This is a genomic window from Priestia sp. J2, assembly GCF_020790095.1.
GTDB lineage: Bacteria > Bacillota > Bacilli > Bacillales > Bacillaceae_H > Priestia > Priestia zanthoxyli.
Genome location: NZ_CP086208.1, coordinates 2,563,048 through 2,588,811, shown reverse-complemented (window position 1 = coordinate 2,588,811; position 25,764 = coordinate 2,563,048). Strand labels below are relative to the sequence as shown.

Genomic DNA, 25,764 nt, shown 5'->3' with positions numbered 1-25,764 from the left:
GCATTATATGAAATCAGTTTTATTTGTCGGTCATGGAAGTAGAGATCCTGAAGGGAACGATCAAATTCGCGAGTTTATCTCGACTATGAAGCATGATTGGGACCCATCTATTTTAATAGAAACGTGTTTTCTAGAGTTTGAACGTCCGAATGTAAGTCAAGGCATTGATACATGTGTGGCAAAAGGAGCGACAGATGTAGTTGTAGTTCCAATTATGCTCTTGCCAGCTGGCCACTCAAAAATACATATTCCGGCGGCTATAGATGAAGCTAAGGAAAAATATCCACACGTAAACTTCGTGTACGGACGTCCCATTGGCGTTCATGAAGAAGCCCTTGAAATTTTAAAAACGAGATTACAAGAATCAGGAGAAAATTTAGAAACTCCAGCTGAAGACACGGCTGTTATTGTCTTAGGACGAGGAGGAAGCGATCCTGATGCAAACAGTGATTTATATAAAATTACGCGCCTTCTTTGGGAAAAAACAAACTACAAAATCGTCGAAACTTCTTTTATGGGCGTGACCGCTCCATTGATTGATGAAGGAGTGGAACGATGTTTAAAACTGGGCGCTAAAAAAGTGGTTATTCTCCCGTATTTCTTATTTACAGGAGTACTAATTAAGCGTTTGGAAGAAATGGTGAAGCAGTATAAAATGCAGCATGAAAACATTGAGTTTAAGCTAGCCGGCTATTTCGGTTTTCATCCAAAACTGCAGACAATTTTAAAAGAACGTGCTGAAGAAGGATTAGAAGGCGAAGTGAAAATGAACTGCGATACATGTCAATATCGCCTCGGCATTATGGAGCATATTGATCACCATCATCATCACGATCATGATCACGGGCACCATCACCACGATCACCACCATGACCATCACCACCATGAAGATAAGGTCGGCGAGTTAAAATGATTTTATTGTTAGCGGGAACTAGCGATGCACGTGCATTAGCTGTTCAAGTGAAAAAAGAAGGTTACGACGTTACGGCGACGGTTGTAACCGACAATGCAGCAATCGAATTACAGCGAGCAGAAGTGAAAGTGAAAATTGGACGTCTCACACAAGAAGATATGATGACTTTTATAAACGAACATGGTGTAAAAGCTATTGTGGATGCAAGTCACCCCTTTGCCGAAGAAGCATCTAAAAACGCCATCGGTGCGGCTGCTGAAACATCGATTCCTTACATACGCTATGAGCGGGCTTCGCAGGCTTTTACCTACGACAATATGACGATGGTTTCTACGTATGAAGAAGCAGCTGAAGTAGCAGCTGAGAAAAAAGGAGTTATTATGCTGACAACAGGCAGCAAGACGCTGCAGGTTTTTACAGAAAAGCTCCTTCCTCTTTCAGATGTACGGCTTGTTGCTCGTATGCTTCCAAGGCTGGATAATATGGAAAAGTGTCAGCAGTTAGGATTGCCGCAAAAAAATATTATTGCTATTCAAGGTCCGTTTACAAAAGAGTTTGATCAAGCGCTTTATAAGCAATACGGAGTGACGGTCATGGTCACAAAAGAAAGCGGAAAAGTTGGATCTGTGGATGAAAAAGTGGAAGCAGCTAAAGAGTTAGGATTAGATATCATTATGATTGGGCGACCGAAAATTGAGTATGGGACCGTGTATTCCACGTTTGAAGAAGTGGTTCATGCTTTAGTAAACCAAACTAGGAGTTGATTGAGATGGATTTTCGTACAGAATTTAAACCGTTAACTGTTCAGCCTCAGCAAATTGAAGGAAAAAGTTTTGAAATGATTACAGAAGAGCTTGGACCTCATCCGTTTACAGATGAACAGTACCCAATTGTTCAGCGGGTAATTCACGCGTCTGCAGACTTTGAGCTTGGACGCAGTATGCTGTTTCATCCAGATGCGATTCAAGCAGGAATTAAAGCCATTCGCAGCGGCAAGCAAGTGGTTGCAGATGTACAAATGGTGCAAGTAGGAACAAACAAGCAGCGAATTGAAAAACACGGCGGTGAAATCAAAGTTTATATTTCAGATCCGGACGTAATGGAAGAAGCAAAGCGCTTAAATACAACGCGTGCAATTATTTCTATGCGAAAAGCAATTAAAGAAGCAGACGGCGGGATTTTTGCAATTGGGAACGCACCGACAGCGTTACTTGAGTTAATTCGTTTGATTAAAGAAGGAGAAGCGAAGCCTGGGCTTGTTATTGGTCTGCCGGTAGGGTTTGTTTCAGCGGCTGAATCGAAAGAAGAACTTGCCAAACTTGACGTGCCGTTTATTACAAACATCGGGCGAAAAGGCGGCAGTACGGTAACGGTTGCTGCATTAAATGCAATTTCAATTCTTGCAGATCAGGTGTAACGCATGAAGGAAGTACCAAAAGAACCTAAGAAACTCAGAGAAGGCTATACGACGGGCGCTTGTGCAACGGCAGCTACGAGAGCAGCTCTGCTTACGCTAATTTCAGGAGAAGTGCAAGAGGAGTCAACGATTTACTTACCTGTTGGTCGCTTTGCTACGTTTCATCTTGAAGAATGCGAGTATCGCACAAGCAGCGCTGTAGCCAGCATCATTAAAGATGCTGGAGATGATCCCGATGCCACGCACGGAGCGCTGATTATTTCTGAAGTTTCGTGGTGTAATGGTGCAGACATTATCATTGATGGAGGAGTGGGAGTAGGGCGTGTGACAAAGCCCGGTCTCCCAGTTCCTGTCGGTGAAGCAGCCATTAACCCTGTGCCAAGAAAGATGCTGAAAGAAACGGCTGAACAGCTTCTAGCCCAATATAACATACAAAAAGGCGTTAAGATTGTCATCTCGGTTCCTGAAGGAGAAGAAATGGCGAAAAAGACATTAAATGCGCGTCTAGGTATTTTAGGAGGCATTTCGATACTGGGGACGCGGGGAATTGTTGTTCCGTTCTCAACAGCTGCTTATAAAGCAAGTATCGTGCAGGCCATTAGCGTTGCTAAAGCGAGTAATTGTGAGCACATTGTCATTACGACAGGGGGACGAAGCGAAAAATATGGAATGAAACAGTTCCCAGAACTTCCGGAAGAAGCATTTATCGAAATGGGAGATTTTGTTGGATTTACGTTAAAACAATGTAAAAAGCAAGGAATGAAAAAAGTGTCGCTCGTAGGCATGATGGGAAAGTTTTCAAAAGTCGCCCAAGGCGTTATGATGGTTCATTCAAAAAGTGCACCTATTGATTTTAATTTTTTAGCAAAAGCAGCTTCTGAGTCAGGCGCTTCTGCTGAACTGGTAGAGGAAATAAAAGGCGCAAACACAGCTTCTCAAGTGGGAGATTTAATGACGCAAAGCGGTCATCATCAGTTTTTCGAAAAACTGTGCGAGTACTGCTGTTTATCAGCATTAAAGGAAGTAGGGGACGGAATCGATGTCGATACGTCTCTTTACACATTAAAAGGAGATTTTTTAGGACAGGCGGTGCAACATGGCAATTAAAATTATTGGAATTGGTGACGACGGGAAGTTAAGTCTACTTCCTATGTATGAACAGTGGGTGTATGAAAGCAATGTGCTAATTGGAGGAAAGCGTCACCTTGACTTTTTTCAAGATTTCGAAGGAGAAAAAGTAGCCATTGAAGGAGGTCTTTCTTCCCTTGTTGAACGTTTAAAAAACGAAGAAGGAAATGCGGTTGTGTTAGCCTCAGGCGATCCGTTATTTTACGGAATTGGAAGCTATCTTTCTGCGAAGCTAGACGTTGAAATATATCCTTATTTAAGTTCTATTCAGCTTGCATTCTCACGTCTAAAAGAGCGATGGCAAGACGCTTATTTTACAAGCGTGCACGGCAGAAGTATAAAAGGGCTGGCTCAGCGCATTGACGGTTATAAAAAAGTGGCGATTTTAACCGATGAGCAAAATTCTCCTAGTGCTCTGGCAAACTACTTGTTATCATTCGGCATGACAGAATACAAGATGTTTGTGGCAGAGAATCTAGGTGGAGAGGCCGAGCGCTGTCAGCTGCTTTCGCTGGAAGAGGCGGCGAATCAACTCTTTTCTCCGCTTAATGTCGTGATATTAAAGCAGGTAGAAAAAAGCCCAGTCTGGCCTCTTGGAATAGAGGACGATGAATTTATTCAACGCAAGCCGGACAAGGGACTTATTACTAAAAAAGAAGTTCGTACACTTAGTATTAGCGCCCTGCAGCTAAAGAGAGACAGCGTGGTGTGGGATATCGGAACATGTACGGGTTCAGTCGCGATTGAAGCAGCTAAAATTGCGCGTGAAGGACAAATTTTTGCTGTGGAAAAAAACGAAGCAGACTTGGAAAACTGCAGGGGAAATCTAGCGAAATTTCGAGTAGATGCCCATACTGTGCACGGAAAAGCACCGGAAGGGTTAGGTGAGTTTGCTGATCCTGATGCGGTGTTTATTGGAGGGACAGCAGGAGGCATGGAAACCATTTTAGACGTGTGCTGCAGCCGATTAAATTCAGGAGGGCGCATCGTATTAAATGCCGTAACGATTGAAAATTTGGCAGAAGCGATGAAAGCTTTTAAAGAGCGAGGATTTGAGACTGCTGTTACCCTTGCACAAGTTTCAAGAAGCAAGCCAATTTTACACTTAACACGATTTGACGCTTTAAACCCCATTTATATTATTACAGCCAAAAGAGGAGAATGAACATGATTGGAACATTGTACGGACTTGGAGTTGGACCAGGAGATCCAGAATTGATTACAGTAAAAGCATTTCGTAAATTAAAAGAATCACCCGTTATTGCGTACCCAAAAAAGCAAAAAGGAAGCAAAAGCTACGCCCAAAAAATTATTGATGTCTATTTCAGTGCAAATGAAAAAGACATGCTGGGCCTTGTGTTTCCAATGACAAAAGATCCTGCTATTTTAGAGAAAAAATGGACCGAAACAGTGGAACGAGTATGGGAAAAGCTCCAGGAGGGAAAAGATGTAGCATTTGTGACAGAGGGAGATCCTATGCTTTATAGCACGTTTATTCACATGATGCGCCTGATGCAAGAACGTCATCCTCAAGCTCCTATTCAAGTAATTCCTGGTATTTCATCTATTAACGGGGCTGCGTCTCGCTTAGGCATTCCATTAGCAGACGGTGATGAACATGTGGCCATTGTTCCTGCTCGTGAAGATTATGAAACAATGAAAAAAGTATTGGTGGAAAACGACTGCGTTATTTTTATTAAAGTGGCTAAAGTCATCGATTTTATGGTCGGTCTTTTAAAAGAGCTTGATCTGCTTGAAAAAGCATCGGTGGTAACAAAAGTAACGTCAGATGAAGAAATTATTTGGAAAGCTTCAGAACTAGAAGGAGCCGATTTACAATACTTAACGCTAATGGTGGTGCGAAAATGAAGTTATACATAATCGGAGCTGGACCCGGAGATCCAGATTTAATTACCGTAAAAGGCTTAAAATTACTTCAGCAGGCAGATGTTGTTTTATACGCTGACTCACTAGTAAGTGAAGAGCTAGTTGCTAAGTCTAAACCAGGAGCTGAAGTGTTAAAAACAGCTGGTATGCATTTAGAAGAAATGGTCAGTACGATGCTTGATCGCATGCGTGAAGGAAAAATGGTTGTAAGAGTTCATACCGGAGATCCGGCTATGTACGGAGCCATTATGGAACAAATGGTGCTTTTAAAAAGAGAAGGCGTTGATATTGAAATTGTTCCGGGAGTCAGCTCCGTATTTGCTGCAGCAGCAGCGGCTGAAGCAGAATTAACCATTCCAGATTTGACTCAAACGGTTATTTTAACTCGTGCTGAAGGAAGAACGCCTGTACCTGAGTTTGAAAAATTAACTGATTTAGCAAAACATAAATGTACCATTGCTTTATTTTTAAGTGCGACGCTCACAAAAAAAGTAATGAAAGAATTTATAAGCGCCGGTTGGAGTGAGGACACGCCGGTTGTAGTAGTCTATAAAGCAACGTGGCCAGATGAAAAAATTGTTCGCACGACGGTAAAAGACCTGGATGATGCTATGCGAACAAACGGCATTCGTAAGCAGGCGATGATTTTGGCAGGCTGGGCCCTTGACCCCCACATTCATGACAAAGATTATCGATCAAAACTTTATGATAAAACATTTACCCATGGCTTTCGAAGAGGAGTGAAGTCGGAATGATTCAACTCCAAGAAGGAAAAAAAGCTCTCATTACACAGCGCGGGGATTATGCTGTCGTGGCCATCACGAAGCATGGCGTAGAAATTGCAAGAAATCTAGGCCGCACTTTTCAGCAGTCCGATGTGTATTACATGAGCAAGTTTGAAAAAGGAGACGAAAGAGAACAGAACATTCAGCTGTTTTCAGGAAGCGTGCGGATGCTCTTGCCTTCTCTTTTTGAATCGTATAAAGGACTTATTATTATTATTTCACTGGGAGCAGTTGTACGTATGATTGCCCCTATTTTAAAAGATAAGAAAACGGATCCTGCGGTTGTTGTGATTGATGATAAAGGCGAAAATGTGATCAGCGTGCTTTCAGGTCATATCGGAGGAGCAAATGAGCTTACGCGTGAAGTTGCGGCAGCTCTTGAGGCCCATCCTGTTATTACAACAGCATCTGATGTTCAAAAAACGATTCCCGTTGATTTATTTGGTAAGCGCTTTGGATGGGTGTGGGAATCAGCAGAAAAGCTAACCCCTGTCAGCGCTTCTGTAGTAAACGAAGAAGCAATAGCGGTGGTTCAAGAATCAGGTGAAAAGGGCTGGTGGCACTATGAACACCCTGTTCCAGCTAACATTAAAACGTACTCATCGATTCAGACAGCTCTCGAAGCATCGCCACATGCAGCCTTGGTCGTAACGCATCGCAATTTAAAAAAAGAAGAAGAAGCGATCTTAGAAAACGGTGTTCTTTACCGTCCAAAAGTACTGGCGATTGGGATGGGGTGCAACAGAGGAACAAGCGCAGCGGAAATTGAAACCGTTATTGAAAAAACGCTTGCTGAACTTCAGTTTTCAATGAAAAGTGTAAAAGCATTATGTACAATAGAGTTAAAGAAAGATGAAGAAGGGCTGCTAGAAGTGGCGTCTAAGTACGGCTGGGAGTTTGTCTATTATTCGCCCCAAGAGCTAAACAGCATAAGTATCCAACAGCCTTCAGATACTGTCTTTAAATATACAGGTGCATATGGCGTTAGTGAACCTGCTGCTATGTTATACAGCGATGCTGATACGCTTGAACTTGTGAAGAAAAAGTCAGGGAATGTCACCATTTCAGTGGCGCTTATTCCATATGACTAAAGGAGAGAACAACATGTCAAACAGAAGACTCGTCATTGCCGGTACCGGAAGTGGCGTAGGGAAAACAACACTTACAATTGGGCTGATGGCGGCATTAAAACAAGCTGGTTATAGAGTTCAAGGGTTTAAATGCGGACCCGATTATATTGATCCAACGTATCATACGGCTGTTACAGAACGAGCGTCTCGTAATATAGACAGCTGGATGCTTGAACACGATATGGTTAGGGAAATTGTAGCTCGAGCTAGTGAAGACGCTGATATTTCCATCATGGAAGGAGTTATGGGATTTTTTGATGGGAAAAATCCGTTAACGAACGAAGGGACAACAGCAGAAATCAGCTTAATCACCAATAGTCCCGTCCTTTTAGTTGTCAATTGTGCTAGTATGGCTAGAAGTGCAGCGGCAATTGTAAAAGGGTTTCAGCAATTTTTACCGGAAGCGAACATTGTCGGTGTAATTGCTAACCGAGTTGGAAGTGAAGGGCATTATAAACTTGTTAAGGCAGCGATTGAGCAGGAATGTCATATCCCTGTAGTAGGCTACTTGAAAAGAAACGATGATCTTACGATTCCTGAACGTCACCTCGGGCTGATCCCGTCGATTGAACGAGGAGAATTAACACCATTTTTTGAACAGTTAGGGCAACTTGTTCATGATACAATTGATATTGAAAAAGTATATGAACTGGCTTTAGCTCCTAAAATAGAAATTAATGATCCTATCTTTACAAAGCCGTCCGTACCTCAAGTGAAAATTGCTGTGGCAAGAGATGCCGCTTTTAACTTTTATTATGAAGAAAATTTCGAATTGTTAAAAGCTTACGGAGCAGAGCTTGTAGAATTTTCGCCTTTAAAAGGAGAGACGGTTCCACAAGATGCTGATGGCCTTTACATAGGAGGCGGATTTCCAGAAGAATTTGCTGAAACGCTGGCTCAGCAAATTGACGTTAAAAATTCTGTTCGAGCAGCCATCGAAAAAGGGATTCCTACACTTGCTGAGTGCGGAGGCTTTATGTTTTTAACAGATGCTATTGTCACAACAGATGATACATGCCATGAAATGGTGGGGCTTATTCCCGGACAAGTAAGAATGCAGACAAAATTGGCTGCTTTAGGGTACCGAGAAGTGACGGGAAAGCCAGGGAATTTTTTATTTAAAGGCGATATACAAGCTAAAGGCCATGAATTTCATTATTCAACCTTTCATTCAGAGAAAGAGTTTTCGCCTGCCTATGATACAAAAGGGATGCGAGGAATGAAAGAAGAAGGCTATATGAACAATAATTTAATTGCCGGCTATACGCACTTTCATTTCGGCTCTTCTACGAAGATGGTAGAAAACTGGGTGGAACAGTGTAAAGCGGTAAAAAAAGAAAGAAGAGATGCAGTGTGACAGTTGGAAAAGTATATTTAGTAGGAGCCGGACCAGGAGATCCGAAGCTAATAACCGTATATGGAATGGAGTGTATTCAAGAGGCGGATGTCATTTTATACGATCGCTTAGCTAATGAACAGTTATTAAACTATGCTAAAAAAGACGCGGAGCTTATTTTTTGCGGGAAATTACCGGGCAAGCACGGAGTCATCCAAGATCGTATTCACGAACTGCTTGTTGAAAAAACACTTCAAGGAAAAGTAGTGACGCGCTTAAAAGGAGGCGATCCTTTTGTGTTTGGCCGCGGAGCAGAGGAAGCTGAAGTACTTGCTACTCAAGGAATTCCTTACGAAGTCGTGCCTGGTATCACGTCAGGAATTGCAGCTCCAGCCTATGCAGGAATTCCGGTTACCCACAGAGATCATGCCACTTCTTTTGCGATTGTAACGGGTCATGGAAGAGAAGAAAAAGGAAAAGATTATTTAAATTGGTCAGCGCTCGCTCAAGGAATAGATACAATTGCGTTTTATATGGGCGTTGGAAATTTACCTCATATATGCAAACAGTTGATGGACCACGGACGAGATAAACATACGCCAGTGGCGCTTGTTCAGTGGGGAACGACAAAATATCAGCGCACCGTAACGGGAACGCTTGCCACAATCGAAGAAATAGCAAAAAAAGCAGAAATTGCTCATCCTGCCATCGTGCTTGTAGGTGAAGTAGTGACAATTAGAGAAAAAATAAAATGGTTCGAAGAAAGAGCGGAAAATATTCTGCTTTAACGTTAAAAGGAGGAGACAATATGACGATTATTTCACAGCTAAAAGAACGAAGAGCGGTACGAGATCATGAACCGCGTGAAGTCGAACAAGAGAAAATCGAACAGCTGCTTGAAGCAGCGACGTGGGCTCCAAATGACAGAATGAGAGAGCCCTGGAGCTTTTATGTGATTCAAGGAGAAGCAAAAAAGAAGTATGAAGAACTGGCTGAAGCGTATCTAAAGGAGCGCTTTCCGACAAAGCCTCATTTAGTAGAAAGTTCGTTAAAAGCAGTAAAAAATACACCTGTACATATTGTTGTAACAGCTGATACAGTTGAAGGAGACGAAGAAGCCACGGAAGATAACAAATATGCGGTTTCGTGCGCGATTCATTCCATGTGGCTAGCAGCTAAAGAATTAGGGCTTGGATTCGTTTGGAGAACAAGAGGAGTTGGTCTTGTTCGAGACGAGCGACTGTATGAGTTTATCGGAAAGCCTGCAGGTAAAGTCGTGGTAGGAAACGTATTTTTAGGCTATCCAAATGAAGAGTCTCTTACAAAAATGAAAGAGCCTGCTAGAACATCGTTTACAGAAAAAACAACATGGCTGTAAACTGAAATTCGAAGAAAAAGAGGTTTTTAGATTGAAAGACAAACGGGGTCTTACGTTAATTTATACCGGAGACGGAAAAGGGAAAACAACCGCTGCTTTAGGTCTTGCGTTGCGCGCTACGGGACGCGGACAAAAAGTATTAATGATTCAATTTATTAAATCTCCTCAGCGTACATATGGCGAAAAGCTGATGTTTGACAGAATAGGAATTGAAATGATTCAAACAGGAGTCGGCTTTACGTGGACAAAAACACCGCCTGAACATCGTGAAGCTTTGCAAAAAGCCTGGGCGCTCACGAAGGAAAAAGTCTTCTCAAACGAATATGATGTGGTTATTTTAGACGAGTTAAATAATGCACTGGCTATCGATAAATTTCCTATTGATGATGTGCTACCGCTACACGAAGTAATTGACCTTATTCAAAAGCGCCCTGAGCATATGCATTTGGTCATTACCGGACGTTCTGCCAAAAAAGAAGTGATGGAAGCAGCAGATCTTGTGACGGAAATGAAGCCTCATAAACATTATTACGATGAAGGAATTCCGGCTGTAAAAGGAATTGAATTTTAAAAAGCCCTCAGTGAAGAGGGCTTTTTTTATGGAGCAGGGGCATCTACTTTTTCAGCTTGCCAGTAAAATTGGCTAATGACATCAGACAGTGCTTTTGTTGTGTTGGTTAGTTCATCAAAGTTATTGTCAACTCCACCCACTTCGATTAAAATCGCATTTTTGGAAACATCTTGATTATATACACCGTTACCGCTGGATTTGTTTTTGCCAATAACTCCGCGGCTTAATCCGGGATATTTCTTTTCAAGTCCTTCATGAAGCGCTTTTGCCATTTTTAAGTTTTGTTCAAAGTTTTGATTCGCTTTCCCTAAAACAAACACAACTTTTGCATACGATTTATTGTTAATCTTAATGGTTGTATTATCTTTTCGAAGCGAATCTCGGTGCAAATCGATAAAGTAAGTTAAATCTCTATTTTCAGTCATCGCCGTTTCAATGACTGTGCGAGACATGGCGTACGATTGATTGGTGTTCCAACCTTTTTCTTTTAATTTCTGTCCAATATTGGTTTGATCAACTTCTGCCCCAATTCCCTGAGCCTCTAAATCTTTTCCTAGCATATTTGCAACAATATTAATATTTGTTTTGCTATCCACTGCTTTATTAGCATCTGGATCACCTTCAAGTCCTAACAGAGGCAAGTAAGATTCCCAGCTGTGCGTATGATAAATATAAAATACCTTTTTTCCGCCAGTTGTATTATTATTTGGAGCGTTCGTACCATTGTTTTCTTTAGGCTGCTGAACTTTTGTAGTAGAATTTCTTTCTTTTAGCGTTTCATCTAGCGGCGGTGCAGATTCTCTAGGGAAGTTTGTGAAATTTGTGCCTTCACCGGCGATAATGATATTGGAGTCGTAAATACTGAATCCAGGAAGTTCGGAACCAAACAAGCTTCTCGCGTCTTCTGCTCGAATACTTGTTGATAACTCGAGCAGTGTAGAAGAAAGACCGGGAGGTGAGTAGTTTTTATCAAAAGCCGTTGAAAAATGATGGTTTTCTTGGCTCATTAAATAATAAAGACTTTCTGCTTTATGCTTTGATAACGTTTGATAGACAATAGAAGAATTGAACTGTTCTTTAAATGCTGAGTAACTTACTAGAACAATGATAGATGATGTCATTAAAACAACGGATAAAATAACAAGAACCATCTTATATGTTAACACTACAAAATTGGCGCGATTACTAGATTTCAATGGCGAAATCTCCTCTCTATGTCAGCGTCAGGCTAATAGGTATGAAGGACTTTGCTAATCTAGTAATAATTATATGAATGGAATTTTCTAATTATGATAAGCATTTAATAGAGAAAGTAGTCTTCAAAATCAAAAAAGAAGAATCACGTGAGATACAATCTCATATTCTCCGTGATTCTTCTTCAAATAGACGTCCGATGGCTTCTCCTTTTGGAGTGAGGCTGAATCCTTTTTTCTCTTTTTTAAGCAGCTGATAGTTTTGTAATTCTTGTAAATACGTAACAATGCGCTTGCGCTTTACGGAATTTAATAATCCAAATGCGGGTATTTTATCGAGCTCTTTTTGACGAATGCTGTTAGTAGAAACGCCTTCTAAAATTTGTACGTAACTCTGCTGAGTTTCCGTGTTTTTTAAGGTATCTATAAGCGTTAATAACTGTAACATTTGGTTTGAATCGAAAGTTATTTGACCGATTTTTAGCGGAGTCAAAAGCAGGTTCTGACGCTGCTTATGAAGTTCATTTTCTATCTTAGCGCTTATTTCTGTCAGCTTCGTTTCTATTTCGTTTGGACCCATATAACATATAAATTTGTTTGTTTCCTGCAGCAGGGTGACATCTGAAAAATCCCACTGTGAAAACCATTGGATGGAACCAATTTTGAGATTGGCATTCGGTGTTTTTACTTGTAATACGTTTTGAATGAAGGAAAGAAAAGGATCATTTTCCCGTAAAACTTGTTCTTCATTAAGTTGATAAGTGGTTAGGCTGCACAATTTGTCTTGGATTTCTTCGATGTGCACTTCATGATGCTTTAAAAGACTTTTCCACTTAAAAAAGACAAGCAGTTTTTGAATCACTTCTTCATTTTCATCTATAATCTCTTCGAACTGCCGCTGAGTTGTAGCTAATCGTTTGGCTGCTAGCACTACATTATACTCATCGCCGAGTGAAATAGCATCATTTGTGACATCATATGTTACAGCGAGACCTCTGTTTTCTGAAGTTAAGCGAATGATCTCGTTTTCTCCGTGAACAGTTAATACCGTATCTTCCGTATCTGCAAATCCTCTCTCAAAGGCGGTGGAAGAAAGAGAGCGAAAAGGTCTCATAATGATTTCAATCCGATTGCGCCAAAAAGCAATTTGCTCAGGGTTTTTCATAATAAAAAGCAAAGGTGATTTTTTTGATTGTTCAATTGCTTCAATCACATCTGCATTTCGGTGATAAAGAGAAATGAGGGGGTGTTTGAAAAAACACTTATTAATATGTTGAATCCATTCTTCTTTTGAAGAATCATGTATTCTAGCGCAAAACATGTAATCTTTCATAATGCTTCCGAGATAATTTTCCAACTCATTTTTAGTCAAAACCGTAAAATCTTGAGAATAAAACTCATCATGATGAATAGGAATGCCGCGATTCTTATTATATTCTTTCCATAGAAATGAAGTTGGTTTCCAAAAGTAAGGATAAACGTCTTCATTTTTATCAATTGCGACGGGAAAACCGCCCCTATGATTTCCATATAAGAATGTTTGAAAAAGGATGATATCTTCTTGAGGTAACTCATTCATTGCTCGCTCAAAGTAGTCGTCTAAACGTCCAAGCAACCCTTTAGTATGTTTACTTCCTACGGACCGAATCGATTTATTCTTACGTCCGAGCGGAAGGAATGTTAAGTGGTTGTAAGCTGTAAAATCAACTGGCAAATTCTCTGGTAAAGTCATTTATCTAACTCCTTTCATTTATTGAGTATTTTACCCATTAAAGAAAAGAAGAAAAAGTTTTAATGTGTCTTGAACGCAAGAATGATTTTTAAAAATCTTCTGTTAATTAACCTTCAGAAATAAAGAAAAGGGATTCAAAGTAATTTTGAATGGGTATAGTAATAAAAATTTTGACACATATTATCGAATATATATGAATGTTGTCAAAAAAACCAACAAAAGTGATGATTCATCCAAAGGAGGAAGCTTATGGAGAATAAAGGTCCGTTTAAAAAGACGATATCCCTATTAGATTTAACATTGATTGGATTAGGGGCTATTTTTGGCTCCGCTTGGCTGTTTGCCGTTAGTAATGTCGCTACGCAAGCAGGTCCTGCAGGAAGTTTTTCTTGGGTTATTGGTGGAGTTATTATTTTATTAATAGGCCTTGTATACGCTGAGCTAGGGGCTGCCTTGCCTCGTACAGGAGGAATTATTCGATATCCTGTTTATTCACACGGTCATCTTGTAGGCTATATGATTTCGTTTATTACGATCGTAGCTTACACTAGTTTAATCGCTATCGAAGTAACAGCAGTGAGACAGTATGTGGCTTACTGGTTTCCAGGTTTAACAAAATCCGGATCTGACTCACCAACGATATCTGGATGGATTCTACAATTTGTGTTGCTTTGCTTATTCTTTTTACTCAATTACTGGAGTGTAAAAGCATTTGCGAAATCGAATATTATCATTTCTATTTTCAAATATTTTGTACCGCTTACAGTAATCGTAACGCTGGCATTTTATTTTAAGTCAGGAAACTTTACGATGGGAGAGTTTGCTCCCGGGGGATTTGATGGTATCCAGGCCGCCATTGCTACAGGCGGGGTTATGTTTGCTTACTTAGGCCTTCATCCGATTGTATCGGTAGCTGGAGAGGTGAAAAATCCTCAGCGCAATATTCCAATTGCTCTTGTGATTTGTATCATTCTAGCAGCTCTCATTTATACTGCTCTACAAGTATTGTTTATCGGAGCTATTCCATCTGACATGATTAAAGGCGGTTGGTCCGGCATTCAAGATAAATTCTCACTGCCGTTTAAAGATATCGCTGTTGTTCTTGGCCTTGGCTGGCTAGCAACACTTGTTATTTTAGACGCTATTTTATCACCGGGTGGTAACGGTAATATTTTTATGAATACAACATCTAGACTTATCTATGCTTGGTCCCGTAACGGTACGTTATTTAAAACGTTTGCTCATGTGGATAAAAAAACAGGGATTCCACGATCATCTTTATGGCTTTCATTAGGACTTTCGATTTTTTGGACACTGCCATTTCCTTCGTGGAATGCACTCGTAAACGTATGCTCTGTTGCGCTTATTCTATCTTACGCGATTGCACCAATTTCATCAGCGGCCTTTATGGTGAACGCAAAAGATTTGGAAAAGCCTTTTAAATTAAGAGGAATGAGTATAATTGGTCCATTATCCTTTATTTTTGCTTCCTTTATTGTGTACTGGTCAGGATGGAAGACTATTTCGTGGCTACTAACTTCTCAACTGGTCATGTTTGTTATATATTTGATTTTTGCTAAATATGTGCCTAAAAATGAAGTAAGTCTTCGTCAGCAAATTAAATCAACATGGTGGCTAGTTGCTTATTATATCATCATGCTCTTTATTTCTTATATCGGTTCGTTCGGCGGAGGGAAAGGTTTAATCGATACGCCTGTAGACTTAATTATCATAGCGGTCGTATCTCTTGGGATTTATTATTGGGCTAAATATACGGGCCTTCCAAAAGCGCTTATTGATTACGATCACCATCCTGAACAGGAAGAAAAAGCGCCTGTATAACCTGTAAAGCAGCGACATTCGCTGCTTTTTTCTATGTTATGCAAACATGAATTTCTAAAGTTTATCGTATAATTGAGTAGGAAAGAAGGAATTAGCACATTATTGTTTAATTAATGTAATGTAACCGTTTTAAATCCAACGCTTGGAGGAAGAGTATGATTGAAAAAATAATAAATTCACTTCGAAAGCGGCTGTGGGAAAACAATAATGTTATAGAAGTGTGTAAAAATGAAGGAGAAGTATACAGAACCACTTGTACTTTTTTTGATGGAGTAAGCAAGAACCAACTGAATGTTTTTGAAGAAGAAATGCATGTATCACTTCCTGAAGACTACAAGCAGTTTTTGCAGCTAACAAATGGGTGTAATTTGTTCATTGATGCTGACGAAAAAATAACAGGGAATCTTTATAGCTTAGAAGACGTAAGAGAAACAGCTTATAAAAGTCAGAGTCTTTATATGACAATTGGGTCTGTCGGAGAAGAAGAGATTATCATTGACTCTAAAAAATCAGCGCATCCTGCATATATAATAGTAAAAAAGCGGAACGCATCGTTTCAAGATGCACATGTATTACATATGAATTTTCAGAAATGGCTGGATTGTTTTATAGTGAGTCAAGGGAATTGTTTTTGGCACTGGAATAGGCTTTGTAATAAAGCTCATTCAACGGATAAAAAGACAACGGCTCAATAATATTATCTTCTAATAAATAAACGAGCACACTAGTGTGCTCGTTTATTTATTAGAAGGAAGACGTTCCCAACCGTATGCTTCGTCTTCAACTTTAGTTTCTCCAAATTGACTTGTGCGATTCAAGCTTTTTTTGCCGCCTAATTTTTTATAAAACTGAACGGCTTTCTTATTTTTCTTCATGGCCCAAATAATCATAGACGTATAGTGCTGATCAGTAAATTCTTTTACTGAATGAGAAAACAGAAGACGACCAACTCCTTGGTTTTGCACTTCCTTGCAAACGTATAGCGCGTATATTTCAGCACCGGACAAATGAGGCTTACCTGCTGAAAAGCCGACAATCTTTTCTCGTTCATCGATAGCGAGCAAAATAAAATGAGAAGGATCGGTAAGAAAAAAGGACCATTTTTCTGCACTTTGTTTATAAGACAAGCTGTTTAAATAAGCATCAGGTACTAACCCTTTGTATGTAATGCGCCAGCTGTCTACGTATAAACGGGCAACAGAAGGGATGTGAGAGGAAGTAGCTTTGATAATCTTCATTAAAAAGTCTCCTTTTTTAAAATATTAAGACAGATAGTATAACTTTCAGCCTAAGAATATTATGAAAAATAGATCATAATTTTCCAGTAATTCATAAAATGGTAAAAAAGGTGGTGTTCATTCTCACTCTATCACGGTAAAGTGAGAATATACATTTGTTTTGTTGTTTTAATTTTTGCTATATGTATAATGTCTAACGATCTATTTGTTATTCACCTTTACTAGTCTATCAAATAGTTTTGTTAAAGCCAAAGGGGCATAGGGTAAGTCATGTCAATTCAGCTGCGTTTTGTTTTAACGTATATCAGTATTGTGTTTGTCTTTATTATTTTGCTTTTTTTATCGGGCTTTCTCATTTTCTTCTCTATTACTGGAGACGCCGATTTTGTAAGAAAACTGTACAGTCACTCCTATGAGTATAAATTGTTAACGCCAGAAGAAGAAAATGCATTCTTAGATTTAAAGTTATTGAGTGAAAAAAAACCAGAACAGCTGCTGCGGCCGGAGACGGTTAAAAAATATGAATTTGAAAATATTGATATTGTGATTCAAAAAAACACAGAGGTTGTATATGCTTCAGAATCCATTAAAGGAGAAAACCTTCGTAAATACTTGCCAAAGCATCAAAAAAGTAAAGGAAATCATTCGTATCAGCAGGACATGCTGCGAATAGGCAAGCAGTACTTTACATATATCAACCTTGATTTTCCTTTCTCAAATCAAGAAAAAGGAAGCATTTACGTTTTGCGAAAAATCAGCCCTTATGTAGGCATTATTAATCGAATTTTCCCTTTTTTAATCTTTCTACTATTAATTTTAGTGATTGTGATTATTGGATTTTTAAACTATCTTGTTTCAAGAAGCATTATTAAACCCATTCGTGAATTAAAAGAAGCGGCTGAAAAAATAAAACAAGGTGATCTTCACTTTGAGATCTCTGCTAATTCAAAAGATGAAATTGGCGAATTAACGCAAGCTTTTGAAGAAATGAGGCAAAAACTAAAATCTTCTGTTGAACTGCAAATTCAATATGAAGATAACAGAAAGCAGCTACTTTCAAGTATTTCACACGATTTACGAACTCCTATTACTTCCATTGTAGGATATGTAGAAGGAATTCAAGATGGCGTAGCTAATACGCCAGATAAGCTTTCTAAATATTTGTTAACGATTTCAACGAAAGCAAAAGACATGAATGCGTTAATCGATGAGCTGTTTTTATTTTCTAAATTGGATTTGCACGAAATTCCATTTGTATTTAAAAAACTTAATCTTTCTGCTTTTATGAAAAGTTATGTGCAAGAGCTTCAGTTTGAAATGAGCGAACATGATATTGATGTTTTATTTTCCGATAATTCTCTAACCACACTGTATGCAAAAGCAGATGCTGAGCAGCTGCGAAGAGTTTTAATAAATTTAACAACCAACAGTATTAAATTTATGGATAAAGAAAGAAAAAGAATCGATATCGTTCTTTCCGCTACCGAAAGCGAACTCATTATTGAAGTGAAAGATAACGGCTCTGGTATTTCACCGGAAGCATTAGCGCATATTTTTGACCGGTTTTATCGAGCAGAACAGTCCCGCAATAGCAATACTGGAGGAAGTGGACTTGGACTAGCCATTGCAAAACAAATTGTTGAACGCCACGGGGGAGACATCTGGGCACTAAGTAAGCTTGGCGAAGGAACAAGTATTTTCTTTTCTTTGCAAAAAATGAATGAAAATGGTGATACACATGAAGAAGATATTGTTGATTGAAGATGAAGTAAGTATTGCTGAATTGCAAAGAGATTATTTAGAAATTAACGATTTTGAAATAGACGTTCAATATAGTGGTGATAAGGGATTAGAAAAAGCGTTAAATGAACATTTTGATTTGGTTATTTTGGATATTATGCTCCCTAAAGTGAGTGGATTTGAAGTGTGCAAGCAAATTCGAGCTGCAAAAGATATTCCAATCATTTTAGTTTCAGCTAAAAAAGAAGAAATCGATAAAATTAGAGGGCTCGGGCTAGGTGCAGATGACTATATTACCAAGCCATTCAGCCCTGGGGAGCTGGTCGCAAGAGTCAAAGCGCATTTAGCGAGATATGAAAGACTCTCTGATAAGCAGGAAAAGCGTATGATTCGTATTCATGGCTTAGCGATTGACACGCTGGCTAGAAGAGTATTTGTGAATGACAAAGAAGTGTTTTTTACAGCGAAGGAATTCGATTTGCTGAAGTTTATCGTTTCTCATCCAAATCAAGTATTAAGTAAAGAACATCTATTTGAAAAAATTTGGGGGTTTGATTCTTCAGGAGACATTTCAACCGTAACAGTTCACATTCGAAAACTAAGAGAAAAGTTAGAAGAAAACCCAGCAGATCCTCAGTACCTAGAAACGGTTTGGGGAGCGGGGTACCGGTTTAATATTTAAAAAAGAGATCCGAACGATTAATCGTTCGGATCTCTTTTTTATTACGTAGTAACGATTCTATGACGAGCTTTAATCTTACTGACGGGAGGTTCGGAGGAAAATATATTTTTTTCACCGATCTTATCGTATAGACCGGTTGACTTTAACATTTCTTTCGGCTGGTGCTGTAAGCCAGAAATAACGACTTGGCTATGCGAATCTTTCAACCGTTCGACCACCTTTGATAGTAAAGCTTCTCCAGATGTATCAATAAAGGATACTTGGCTCATTCGAAGCAATAAAACTTTCGGTTTCGCTTCGACGATGTTATCAAAAGAATCTTCCAGTACTTCAGCCGATCCAAAGAAAAGAGATCCTTGCATGGTATATTCCATCAGCTCAGATTTGTGAGCGTTTTCAGATGTTTCCGCTAAAACCTTTGAAATCTTCAGTGATCCGCTCATTCGTTTCACGAACATAACAATAGCTAAAAGTAGACCTACGCCTACACCTGTTGTTAAATCGATTGAAACTGTTAATAAAAACGTAGCTACAAGTACAAATGAATCAGCTGACTTGGTTTTTAAAATATGTGCAAATTCTTTACGTTCACTCATATTCCAAGCCACAAACATTAAAATAGGTGCCATACTTGCCAGCGGAATGTTTGATGCATAAGGAGCCAGCATCACAAGGACCAATAAAACAACTAAGCCGTGTATAACTCCTGATAACGGAGAAGCCGCCCCGTTTTTAATATTAGTAGCTGTTCTGGCAATGGCACCAGTTGCAGGAATTCCGCCAAATAGCGAGGTAGCGATATTAGCAATTCCTTGACCCACAAGCTCTTTATTGCTATTATGCTTGGTTTTGGCCATATTATCAGCAACAACAGCTGATAGTAAAGATTCAATACCTCCAAGCATCGCAATTACGCAGGCAGCAGGAAATAGCATCACGATGTTATCCCATGTTAAATCTGGGAAGCTAAAAGATGGTAGTTTACTCGGAATGGCACCGTAAGTAGAGCCAATCGTTGCAACTTTTCCTGGGAACAGTGTAATGGCTACAAGTGTGGAGACAAGAAGACCTAGAAGGGCACCGGGAATTTTAGGTAAAAACTTTGGCGTTATAATCACGATAGCTAAACAAATAGCGGCTATGATGACGCTGTAAATGTTAATCGTTGCAATTTTTCGTAGGATTTCAATCATATTTAAATGAAATTCCTCATGTTTTGCAATTCCCTTTAGGCCTAAAAAGTTAGCGATCTGACCTGAGAAAATAATAATCGCAATTCCTGCTGTAAATCCAATCGTCACAGGGCGCGGAATAAACTTTATAAGTTTCCCTAGTTTAAATATTCCGAGAAGCGTAATCATAATTCCAGCCATAAAGCCGGCAATAATGAGGTTCTCATAACCATATTGCATGACAACTCCAAGCAGCACCGGAACAAATGCACCTGTTGGGCCTGCAATTTGAAATTTCGATCCGCCTAATATTGAAACCATAATCCCTGCGATAATGGTTGTATAAATTCCGTATTCAGGTCTTACACCAGAAGCGATGGCAAAGGCCATTGCTAAAGGAATAGCAACGACCCCAACAACCAAACCGGCGATAATGTCTTTTTGTAAATGCCCTGCTGAATAGCCTTGAAATCGGTTATCTTTTAGCATTCGATAAAACCCTCCTTCATGAGCTTACGGTTTCAGCTCGGTCTTGGGAATAGCCGTTTACAACGACGTCAAGTTTTCCTGTTGAAGGATGAATAACCATTCCAGAAACAAGCACGTCTTTTGGTAATAAAGGGTGATTTCGAATCATATCCACACTGTTTTCGACACTATCCTCTACACATTCAAACCCAGTCAGCCATGATTCTAAATCAATACCAGCATATTTTAGATTACGAATCTGTTCCGTGCTAATCCCTCTTTGTTCAGCAGAGGCTAAAATAGCTTCAGCTTTCATGCCCGTCATTCCACATTCATGATGACCGATGACACATACTTCATCAGCTTGCAAAGCGTAGACGGCAACTAAGATACTTCTCATGACGCTACCAAAGGGATGGGAGATAACAGCTCCGGCATTTTTCACTATTTTTGCATCTCCATTTTTTAGCCCCATAGCTTTAGGAAGTAATTCTAACAAACGTGTATCCATACAAGTTAAAATGACTATTTTTTTGTTAGGAAATTTGGATGTTTGAAAAGCCTCAAATTGATTATTGGTTACAAATTTTTCATTAAACTTTAAAACTTCAGATAGACAAGTCATTGTTTTCCTCCTGCGTTATTTATTTTTAACTTATTTTTTAGTCTAAAGATAAAGTTTAAAAACGAACTAAATAAAATATTAAAATTTTCTTAAAATATTCAGAAAAAACTTATAAATAAACAGAAATTATATGCGTGAAATTATGTAAGCGTATTCTTTGTTTGTTTTCGCGAAAAATAGGAATTATATGTTAAAATGGTACAAAGTTGGAATTTTATAAAAGAATGGTAGAGAGGAGGAAGGCAAAAGTGAAGGTTCTTATAGTAATAGGCATTATTTTCTGTTGTTTAGTAGGGTGCAGTTCTAATGCCCAAGTCACCAACGACAAAGAAATGGGAGAGAATATTCAGCAATCATTTGAAAAAAAAGGTGTAAGCTCAGTGGATGTATCGAAGTTAAGTGATTTTAAATGGGAAAAAGGATATTTATTCACAAACAAAAGCAAGAAAGCCGACGTAGAAAAACTTGTAAACGCACCGGTTAGTGAAGAAGTGATGAAAAAAATATCTGCTGCTGATCAAATGCTTGTGTTTGTACACGAAGGAGAGGTTGTCCGCTATGTAGAACTACCCCAAGATTTCATAGCGCATGATAAAAACCAACTTGAATTTTCATCTTCTCATTCGGAACTAAAATTTAATAAAAACAGGGAGGGCAAGCCTATAAAAGCAGGAGATAAAACGTTAAGTTCAGAAGATGCTTTAACTGTAGAATCAATTATGAAACAAATTCAATGGAAAAAAGCTGATTACAGCGTCGCTCTTGACCCAGATGTACAGCTTACTTATGAGGGCGCTGTATACAATGTACGATTCACCTCCGATAGTGCGGAACTTACTTCTAAAAAAAGAGGAGTGTACGGTAAAGTAACAGGAGAAACAGCACAGCAGCTATATGACATATTGATGTAACCTATTGATTTTTCAATAGGTTTTTTTGTGCACATATTTTTAAGATTTACATAAAATACCTTAATATTGTTGACATTAACGTTAACGTTAATCTATAATGAATATATAAATGATTAACGTTAACGTTAATGTTAATGAGAGGTGAGGTGAAACATATGTATTTAATCGATGACGTGACGAAAATGACCGGTTTGACCAAGCGAGCTCTTCGGTATTATGAAGAGATTGGACTCATTTTACCCCCGCAGCGCACAAAAGGAAATGCACGAATTTATTCCGAAGAAGAGGTAAAAGAACTAAGAAAAGTAGCAGAAGCAAAAGAAGTTCTCGGTTTTTCTCTACAGGAGCTGCAGCAGTTTATGTCGCTTAAAAGAATGATTGAAGAAAGAAGTGAGCGGCAAGGATTGTCAGTGAAAGAGATCACGCAAATAGAAGATTTGCTAGAAAATCAAATCAAGATGATTGATTTTAAAGTTGTAAAAATGCAGGCATTTAAAACAGAATTAAAAGAAATGCGAGAATCTGCTATGGCAATACATGAAAAAACAAAAACAAAAGGAGAGATGAAAGAGTGGAAGGACAGCATTCAAATAACCGATTAGGTCAAATTATTACGGTAGTAGCTACTTTTTTAGCATTTATGGGAATTGGAGTAGTAGATCCGATTTTACCGGAAATTGCTAAGCAAATTGGAGCTTCTCATTGGCAAGTAGAAATGTTATTTACTTCCTATTTGTTGATGATGGCTATTATGATGATTCCAGCAGGCATTCTAGCGTCACGTGTAGGAGACAAGCGCTTAATGGTAACAGGACTTATCATTGTGACGATTTTTGCAGCCCTATGCGGGTTTTCTAACAACATTCCTCAGCTTTCCATTTTCCGAGCAGGTTGGGGACTTGGTAATTCGTTTTTCTTTGCAACAGCTATGACGCTGCTTATTGCATTATCAGGTGAAGTGAAAAAAGCAGTAGGATTATATGAAGCTGCAATTGGTTTGGGGATGGCCGGAGGACCGCTTGTAGGAGGCGTGTTAGGAAATGCTTCTTGGAGATTGCCGTTTTTCGGTACAAGTGCTTTAATTTTTATCGCCTTTATTTTAGTATTAACGATTGTTAAACAGCCTACAAGCACTAAATCTCGTAAAGCAGCAGGTTTTAAAGACATGGTTAAACTTTATAAATTAAAACCATTTACTCAAGGCGCTGTATCAGGCATGCTTTATTACTACGGATTTTTTACAGTGTTAGCTTATACGCCGCTTATTCTATCGATCGGAGCTCTTCAAATTGGCTTTGTTTTCTTTGGATGGGGATTATGTTTAGCTTATGGCTCAGCGGTTTTAGCACATCAGTTAGAAAAAAGATATCAGCCAAAACAAGTGTTACATGTTAGCTTAATTGTTTTTTCACTTATTTTAATTTGTTTATTTGCCTTTGATGCAACATGGTTGCGCATTGTTTTAATTATGGCAGCAGGTCTTGTATCAGGACTTAATAATGCATTATTTACGAGTCATGTAATGGAAGTATCTCCTTATGAACGAGGAATTACATCTGGAGGATATAATTTCTTAAGATGGTTAGGCGCAGCGTTTGCTCCTTTATTATCAGGAGTTATCGGCAATGCCGTAGCGCCTCAAGCTCCTTTTCTTGTAGCAGCGATTCTTGGATTGCTCGCTTTTGTTATTATGGTTATAAAAGTAAAAACAACTTCTCAAACGAATGAAGCTGTTTCTAAATAAACGTTGAAATAAAAGGCTTTTTCCTGTAAAAAGCCTTTTATTTTGTTTTATGTTATAATAGTAAAAACGTTTTTAATCATAAAAATGAAACTCTTTACCAACTTGTACGTATACTTTATATGTACATAAATTCTTTTTAGGAGCGTGATGCCCATGGCCACCTGTCAAAATTGTAATCATAAATGGAACTGGAGGACAACCTTTAAACAACTGTTAACATTTAGAAACGTTTTAGAATGCCCACACTGTGACAAACAACAGTATATCTCTGCAAAATCCCAAAAGCGATTATCAATCTACTCATTTGCACCCCTTATTATTTGGCTTATTCTCTCACTATTTGACTTTTCCTTTCCATCCATTGTTGTCGCGGAGCTTATTTTCTTCATAGCAGCGGTTATTATGATGCCACTTTCTTATGAAGTAAGCAGCGAAGAAGAACCCTTGTGGTAATAAAAAAACCTTCCGTTAAAACGGAAGGTTTTTTTATGCGGCTTTACCGTCTAGCTGTTGTCCGTGATGACGCTGATAATATACCCACCCAGCATTCAACAGTAGAAGAACACTCGTTGTTAAGAATACGTAAGGAATTCCTTTAGCTCCGGCAATTTGTCCGCCAATGACTGGACCGGCTAAATTCCCAAAGTATTGCGCTGTTTGATTATATCCAAACATTTTACCTGTAATCGAGTCCGGCACAATTTTCTTTAAATAAGAATTAATAGAAGGTAATAATCCTCCCATTGCAAAACCGAGTAAAAAACGCAGTAAGAATAGCTGCCAAGTACTATGCACAAAGGCCTGCAAGCCGCAAATAACCGCTACGATAAGCAAGCATATTTGAAGCACATTTTGAGGACCCACGCGATCGCTGACTTTGCCAAGTTTGGATGCAGCTAAAATATTTGAAATTCCTGTTGCCGCTACGACAAAGCCTGAAATAAGGGCAAGATGGTCGGTATGAGTAGACAGTTGTTTTACATACAGTGTAACAATTGGCTGAATAGCCATAACCGCAAGCTGCAGTAAAAAAGTTGTAACAAATACACCAATCACGGCCTTTGAATTCTTAAGAGAAAGTAACCCAATGTTAGACTCTTTCGTCGTTTTCGCCGTCTCTTTTTTGTCTTCTTGAATTAAATTTACAATTAAAAAAGACAAAAACATAAATGCGCCTGTTACGAAAAAGACGTGACGCAATCCAATTGTATCTCCTAAGTAGCCGCCTACTAGCGGTCCTAATAAAGATCCTGATACAGCCCCTGTAGACAACGTCCCTAATGCTTTACCGCTGTGCTCTTTAGGTGTTTGAGTCGCTACTAACGTAATGGCTGCAGAGATGAAGCCGGAAACGGCCCCCATTAAAAAGCGCAGCCCGACAAGCTGATAGACATTTTGCACAAAACCAATAGAAGTCATAACAATTGCCATACCCAAGCTTGCGCGAAGGAGCATAAGCTTTCGCCCGTATTTATCGGCCAAACTCCCCCATAAAGGAGAAACAATAGCCGCCATTAAAAAGGTAGCTCCAAACGCAATACCAGCCCATCTGCTGATGGAGCTTGTATCGTGAACTCCCAGCTTTTCAATATAAAGCGGTAAAAACGGAATAACTAAACTCATCCCGGCTGTGGTGCAAAAAGAACCGAACCAGCAAATGTACAAGTTTCGTTTCCATAATTCCATTCTATTTCCTTCTTTCGTCGTGCCGCATAGCGTAAAAACAACAAAAGAGCGAAACCATACGGCCTGCTCTTTTAGCATACATGCAGCATCTTTTTATCAGCTTAAATTATACCACATATCAGAAATATTTAAAAATAAAATGATTCACTTAGTGAACTATTAACATGAAATGAAAACAGAAAGATG

26 protein-coding genes are annotated in these 25,764 nt (G+C 39.0%); 20 read left to right on the top strand and 6 right to left on the bottom strand.

The window, feature by feature from the left end:
• The first annotated feature begins 7 nt into the window (after positions 1–7).
• Genes LJY09_RS13045 through cobO form a run of 12 tightly spaced genes read left to right on the top strand, consistent with a single transcriptional unit; the run spans position 8 to position 10,545 of the window.
• Positions 8–913 carry a sirohydrochlorin chelatase gene (locus tag LJY09_RS13045; RefSeq protein WP_228307226.1) on the top strand — a complete coding sequence of 302 codons (906 nt, stop codon included), beginning with the start codon at positions 8–10 and terminating at the stop codon, positions 911–913.
• Entirely contained in the window at positions 910–1,677 is a 768-nt protein-coding gene (cobK, locus tag LJY09_RS13040) for a precorrin-6A reductase (protein WP_033579172.1), read from the top strand. Before LJY09_RS13045 ends, cobK begins: the two co-directional genes overlap by 4 nt.
• Positions 1,678–1,682: 5 nt before the next feature.
• Positions 1,683–2,330, top strand: a complete 648-nt coding sequence (locus LJY09_RS13035; protein WP_013083415.1) for a precorrin-8X methylmutase — start codon at positions 1,683–1,685, stop codon at positions 2,328–2,330.
• A 3-nt stretch (positions 2,331–2,333) separates the two neighbouring features.
• Positions 2,334–3,437: a cobalt-precorrin-5B (C(1))-methyltransferase gene (locus LJY09_RS13030; RefSeq protein WP_228307225.1), complete on the top strand. Its 1,104-nt coding sequence runs from the start codon at positions 2,334–2,336 to the stop codon at positions 3,435–3,437.
• Positions 3,427–4,623, top strand: a complete 1,197-nt coding sequence (gene cbiE, locus LJY09_RS13025; protein ID WP_099331065.1) for a precorrin-6y C5,15-methyltransferase (decarboxylating) subunit CbiE — start codon at positions 3,427–3,429, stop codon at positions 4,621–4,623. Before LJY09_RS13030 ends, cbiE begins: the two co-directional genes overlap by 11 nt.
• A gap of 2 nt (positions 4,624–4,625) precedes the next feature.
• Positions 4,626–5,327 (top strand): precorrin-2 C(20)-methyltransferase, encoded by a 702-nt coding sequence (gene cobI, locus LJY09_RS13020; protein ID WP_033579168.1) that lies wholly within the window; start codon positions 4,626–4,628, stop codon positions 5,325–5,327.
• Entirely contained in the window at positions 5,324–6,100 is a 777-nt protein-coding gene (gene cobM, locus LJY09_RS13015) for a precorrin-4 C(11)-methyltransferase (protein ID WP_033579167.1), read from the top strand. The genes cobI and cobM overlap by 4 nt, the downstream gene beginning before the upstream one ends.
• Positions 6,097–7,221: a cobalt-precorrin 5A hydrolase gene (locus LJY09_RS13010; protein ID WP_228307224.1), complete on the top strand. Its 1,125-nt coding sequence runs from the start codon at positions 6,097–6,099 to the stop codon at positions 7,219–7,221. The genes cobM and LJY09_RS13010 overlap by 4 nt, the downstream gene beginning before the upstream one ends.
• 13 nt (positions 7,222–7,234) lie before the next feature.
• A complete protein-coding gene (locus tag LJY09_RS13005; RefSeq protein WP_033579165.1) occupies positions 7,235–8,617 on the top strand; it encodes a cobyrinic acid a,c-diamide synthase CobB in 1,383 nt (460 codons plus the stop codon).
• Entirely contained in the window at positions 8,614–9,384 is a 771-nt protein-coding gene (cobA, locus tag LJY09_RS13000; RefSeq protein WP_224980196.1) for a uroporphyrinogen-III C-methyltransferase, read from the top strand. Before LJY09_RS13005 ends, cobA begins: the two co-directional genes overlap by 4 nt.
• A 20-nt stretch (positions 9,385–9,404) precedes the next feature.
• Positions 9,405–9,974: a nitroreductase family protein gene (locus LJY09_RS12995; RefSeq protein WP_033579163.1), complete on the top strand. Its 570-nt coding sequence runs from the start codon at positions 9,405–9,407 to the stop codon at positions 9,972–9,974.
• 31 nt (positions 9,975–10,005) lie between these two features.
• A complete protein-coding gene (gene cobO, locus LJY09_RS12990; RefSeq protein WP_266105032.1) occupies positions 10,006–10,545 on the top strand; it encodes a cob(I)yrinic acid a,c-diamide adenosyltransferase in 540 nt (179 codons plus the stop codon).
• Between the two features lie 26 nt (positions 10,546–10,571).
• Here the strand turns inward: cobO and spoIIP are convergent, their stop codons facing one another.
• Positions 10,572–11,741 (bottom strand): stage II sporulation protein P, encoded by a 1,170-nt coding sequence (gene spoIIP, locus LJY09_RS12985; protein ID WP_033579162.1) that lies wholly within the window; start codon positions 11,739–11,741, stop codon positions 10,572–10,574.
• 160 nt (positions 11,742–11,901) lie between these two features.
• On the bottom strand, positions 11,902–13,470 hold the full coding sequence (locus LJY09_RS12980; RefSeq protein ID WP_228307223.1) for an RQC-minor-2 family DNA-binding protein: 1,569 nt from the start codon (positions 13,468–13,470) through the stop codon (positions 11,902–11,904).
• 249 nt (positions 13,471–13,719) lie between these two features.
• Here LJY09_RS12980 and LJY09_RS12975 point away from each other — a divergent pair, with 249 nt between their 5' ends.
• Positions 13,720–15,312, top strand: a complete 1,593-nt coding sequence (locus LJY09_RS12975) for an APC family permease (protein ID WP_013057301.1) — start codon at positions 13,720–13,722, stop codon at positions 15,310–15,312.
• Positions 15,313–15,467: 155 nt separating this feature from the next.
• Positions 15,468–16,007 (top strand): SMI1/KNR4 family protein, encoded by a 540-nt coding sequence (locus LJY09_RS12970; RefSeq protein WP_228307222.1) that lies wholly within the window; start codon positions 15,468–15,470, stop codon positions 16,005–16,007.
• A 42-nt stretch (positions 16,008–16,049) separates the two neighbouring features.
• Here LJY09_RS12970 and LJY09_RS12965 read toward each other — a convergent pair whose 3' ends face one another.
• A complete protein-coding gene (locus LJY09_RS12965; RefSeq protein WP_228307221.1) occupies positions 16,050–16,550 on the bottom strand; it encodes a GNAT family N-acetyltransferase in 501 nt (166 codons plus the stop codon).
• Positions 16,551–16,820: 270 nt separating this feature from the next.
• On the opposite strand from LJY09_RS12965, the gene LJY09_RS12960 reads away from it, so the two are divergent.
• Positions 16,821–18,311: a sensor histidine kinase gene (locus tag LJY09_RS12960; protein WP_014459843.1), complete on the top strand. Its 1,491-nt coding sequence runs from the start codon at positions 16,821–16,823 to the stop codon at positions 18,309–18,311.
• The gene (locus LJY09_RS12955) at positions 18,289–18,972 is read left to right on the top strand and encodes a response regulator transcription factor (RefSeq protein WP_013057296.1); all 684 of its coding nucleotides are present in this window, start codon (positions 18,289–18,291) and stop codon (positions 18,970–18,972) included. The genes LJY09_RS12960 and LJY09_RS12955 overlap by 23 nt, the downstream gene beginning before the upstream one ends.
• A 41-nt stretch (positions 18,973–19,013) precedes the next feature.
• Here the strand turns inward: LJY09_RS12955 and LJY09_RS12950 are convergent, their stop codons facing one another.
• The gene (locus LJY09_RS12950) at positions 19,014–20,633 is read right to left on the bottom strand and encodes a SulP family inorganic anion transporter (RefSeq protein WP_098113051.1); all 1,620 of its coding nucleotides are present in this window, start codon (positions 20,631–20,633) and stop codon (positions 19,014–19,016) included.
• Positions 20,634–20,649: 16 nt separating this feature from the next.
• Complete coding sequence (locus LJY09_RS12945; RefSeq protein WP_013057294.1) at positions 20,650–21,237, bottom strand: beta-class carbonic anhydrase; 588 nt, start codon at positions 21,235–21,237, stop codon at positions 20,650–20,652.
• 248 nt (positions 21,238–21,485) lie between these two features.
• Between LJY09_RS12945 and LJY09_RS12940 the strand changes: the two genes are divergently transcribed.
• From LJY09_RS12940 to LJY09_RS12925, 4 genes are all read left to right on the top strand, one after another.
• The gene (locus LJY09_RS12940; protein WP_034269212.1) at positions 21,486–22,148 is read left to right on the top strand and encodes a hypothetical protein; all 663 of its coding nucleotides are present in this window, start codon (positions 21,486–21,488) and stop codon (positions 22,146–22,148) included.
• A gap of 155 nt (positions 22,149–22,303) precedes the next feature.
• A complete protein-coding gene (locus LJY09_RS12935) occupies positions 22,304–22,750 on the top strand; it encodes a MerR family transcriptional regulator (RefSeq protein ID WP_074680920.1) in 447 nt (148 codons plus the stop codon).
• Positions 22,720–23,892 carry an MFS transporter gene (locus LJY09_RS12930; RefSeq protein WP_098113050.1) on the top strand — a complete coding sequence of 391 codons (1,173 nt, stop codon included), beginning with the start codon at positions 22,720–22,722 and terminating at the stop codon, positions 23,890–23,892. Before LJY09_RS12935 ends, LJY09_RS12930 begins: the two co-directional genes overlap by 31 nt.
• Before the next feature lie 153 nt (positions 23,893–24,045).
• The gene (locus tag LJY09_RS12925) at positions 24,046–24,345 is read left to right on the top strand and encodes a TIGR04104 family putative zinc finger protein (RefSeq protein ID WP_028413131.1); all 300 of its coding nucleotides are present in this window, start codon (positions 24,046–24,048) and stop codon (positions 24,343–24,345) included.
• 33 nt (positions 24,346–24,378) lie between these two features.
• On the opposite strand, the gene LJY09_RS12920 is transcribed toward LJY09_RS12925, so the two are convergent.
• Positions 24,379–25,578, bottom strand: coding sequence for a multidrug efflux MFS transporter (locus LJY09_RS12920; protein WP_028413132.1), 1,200 nt, complete (start codon positions 25,576–25,578; stop codon positions 24,379–24,381).
• Between the last annotated feature and the right edge of the window lie 186 nt (positions 25,579–25,764).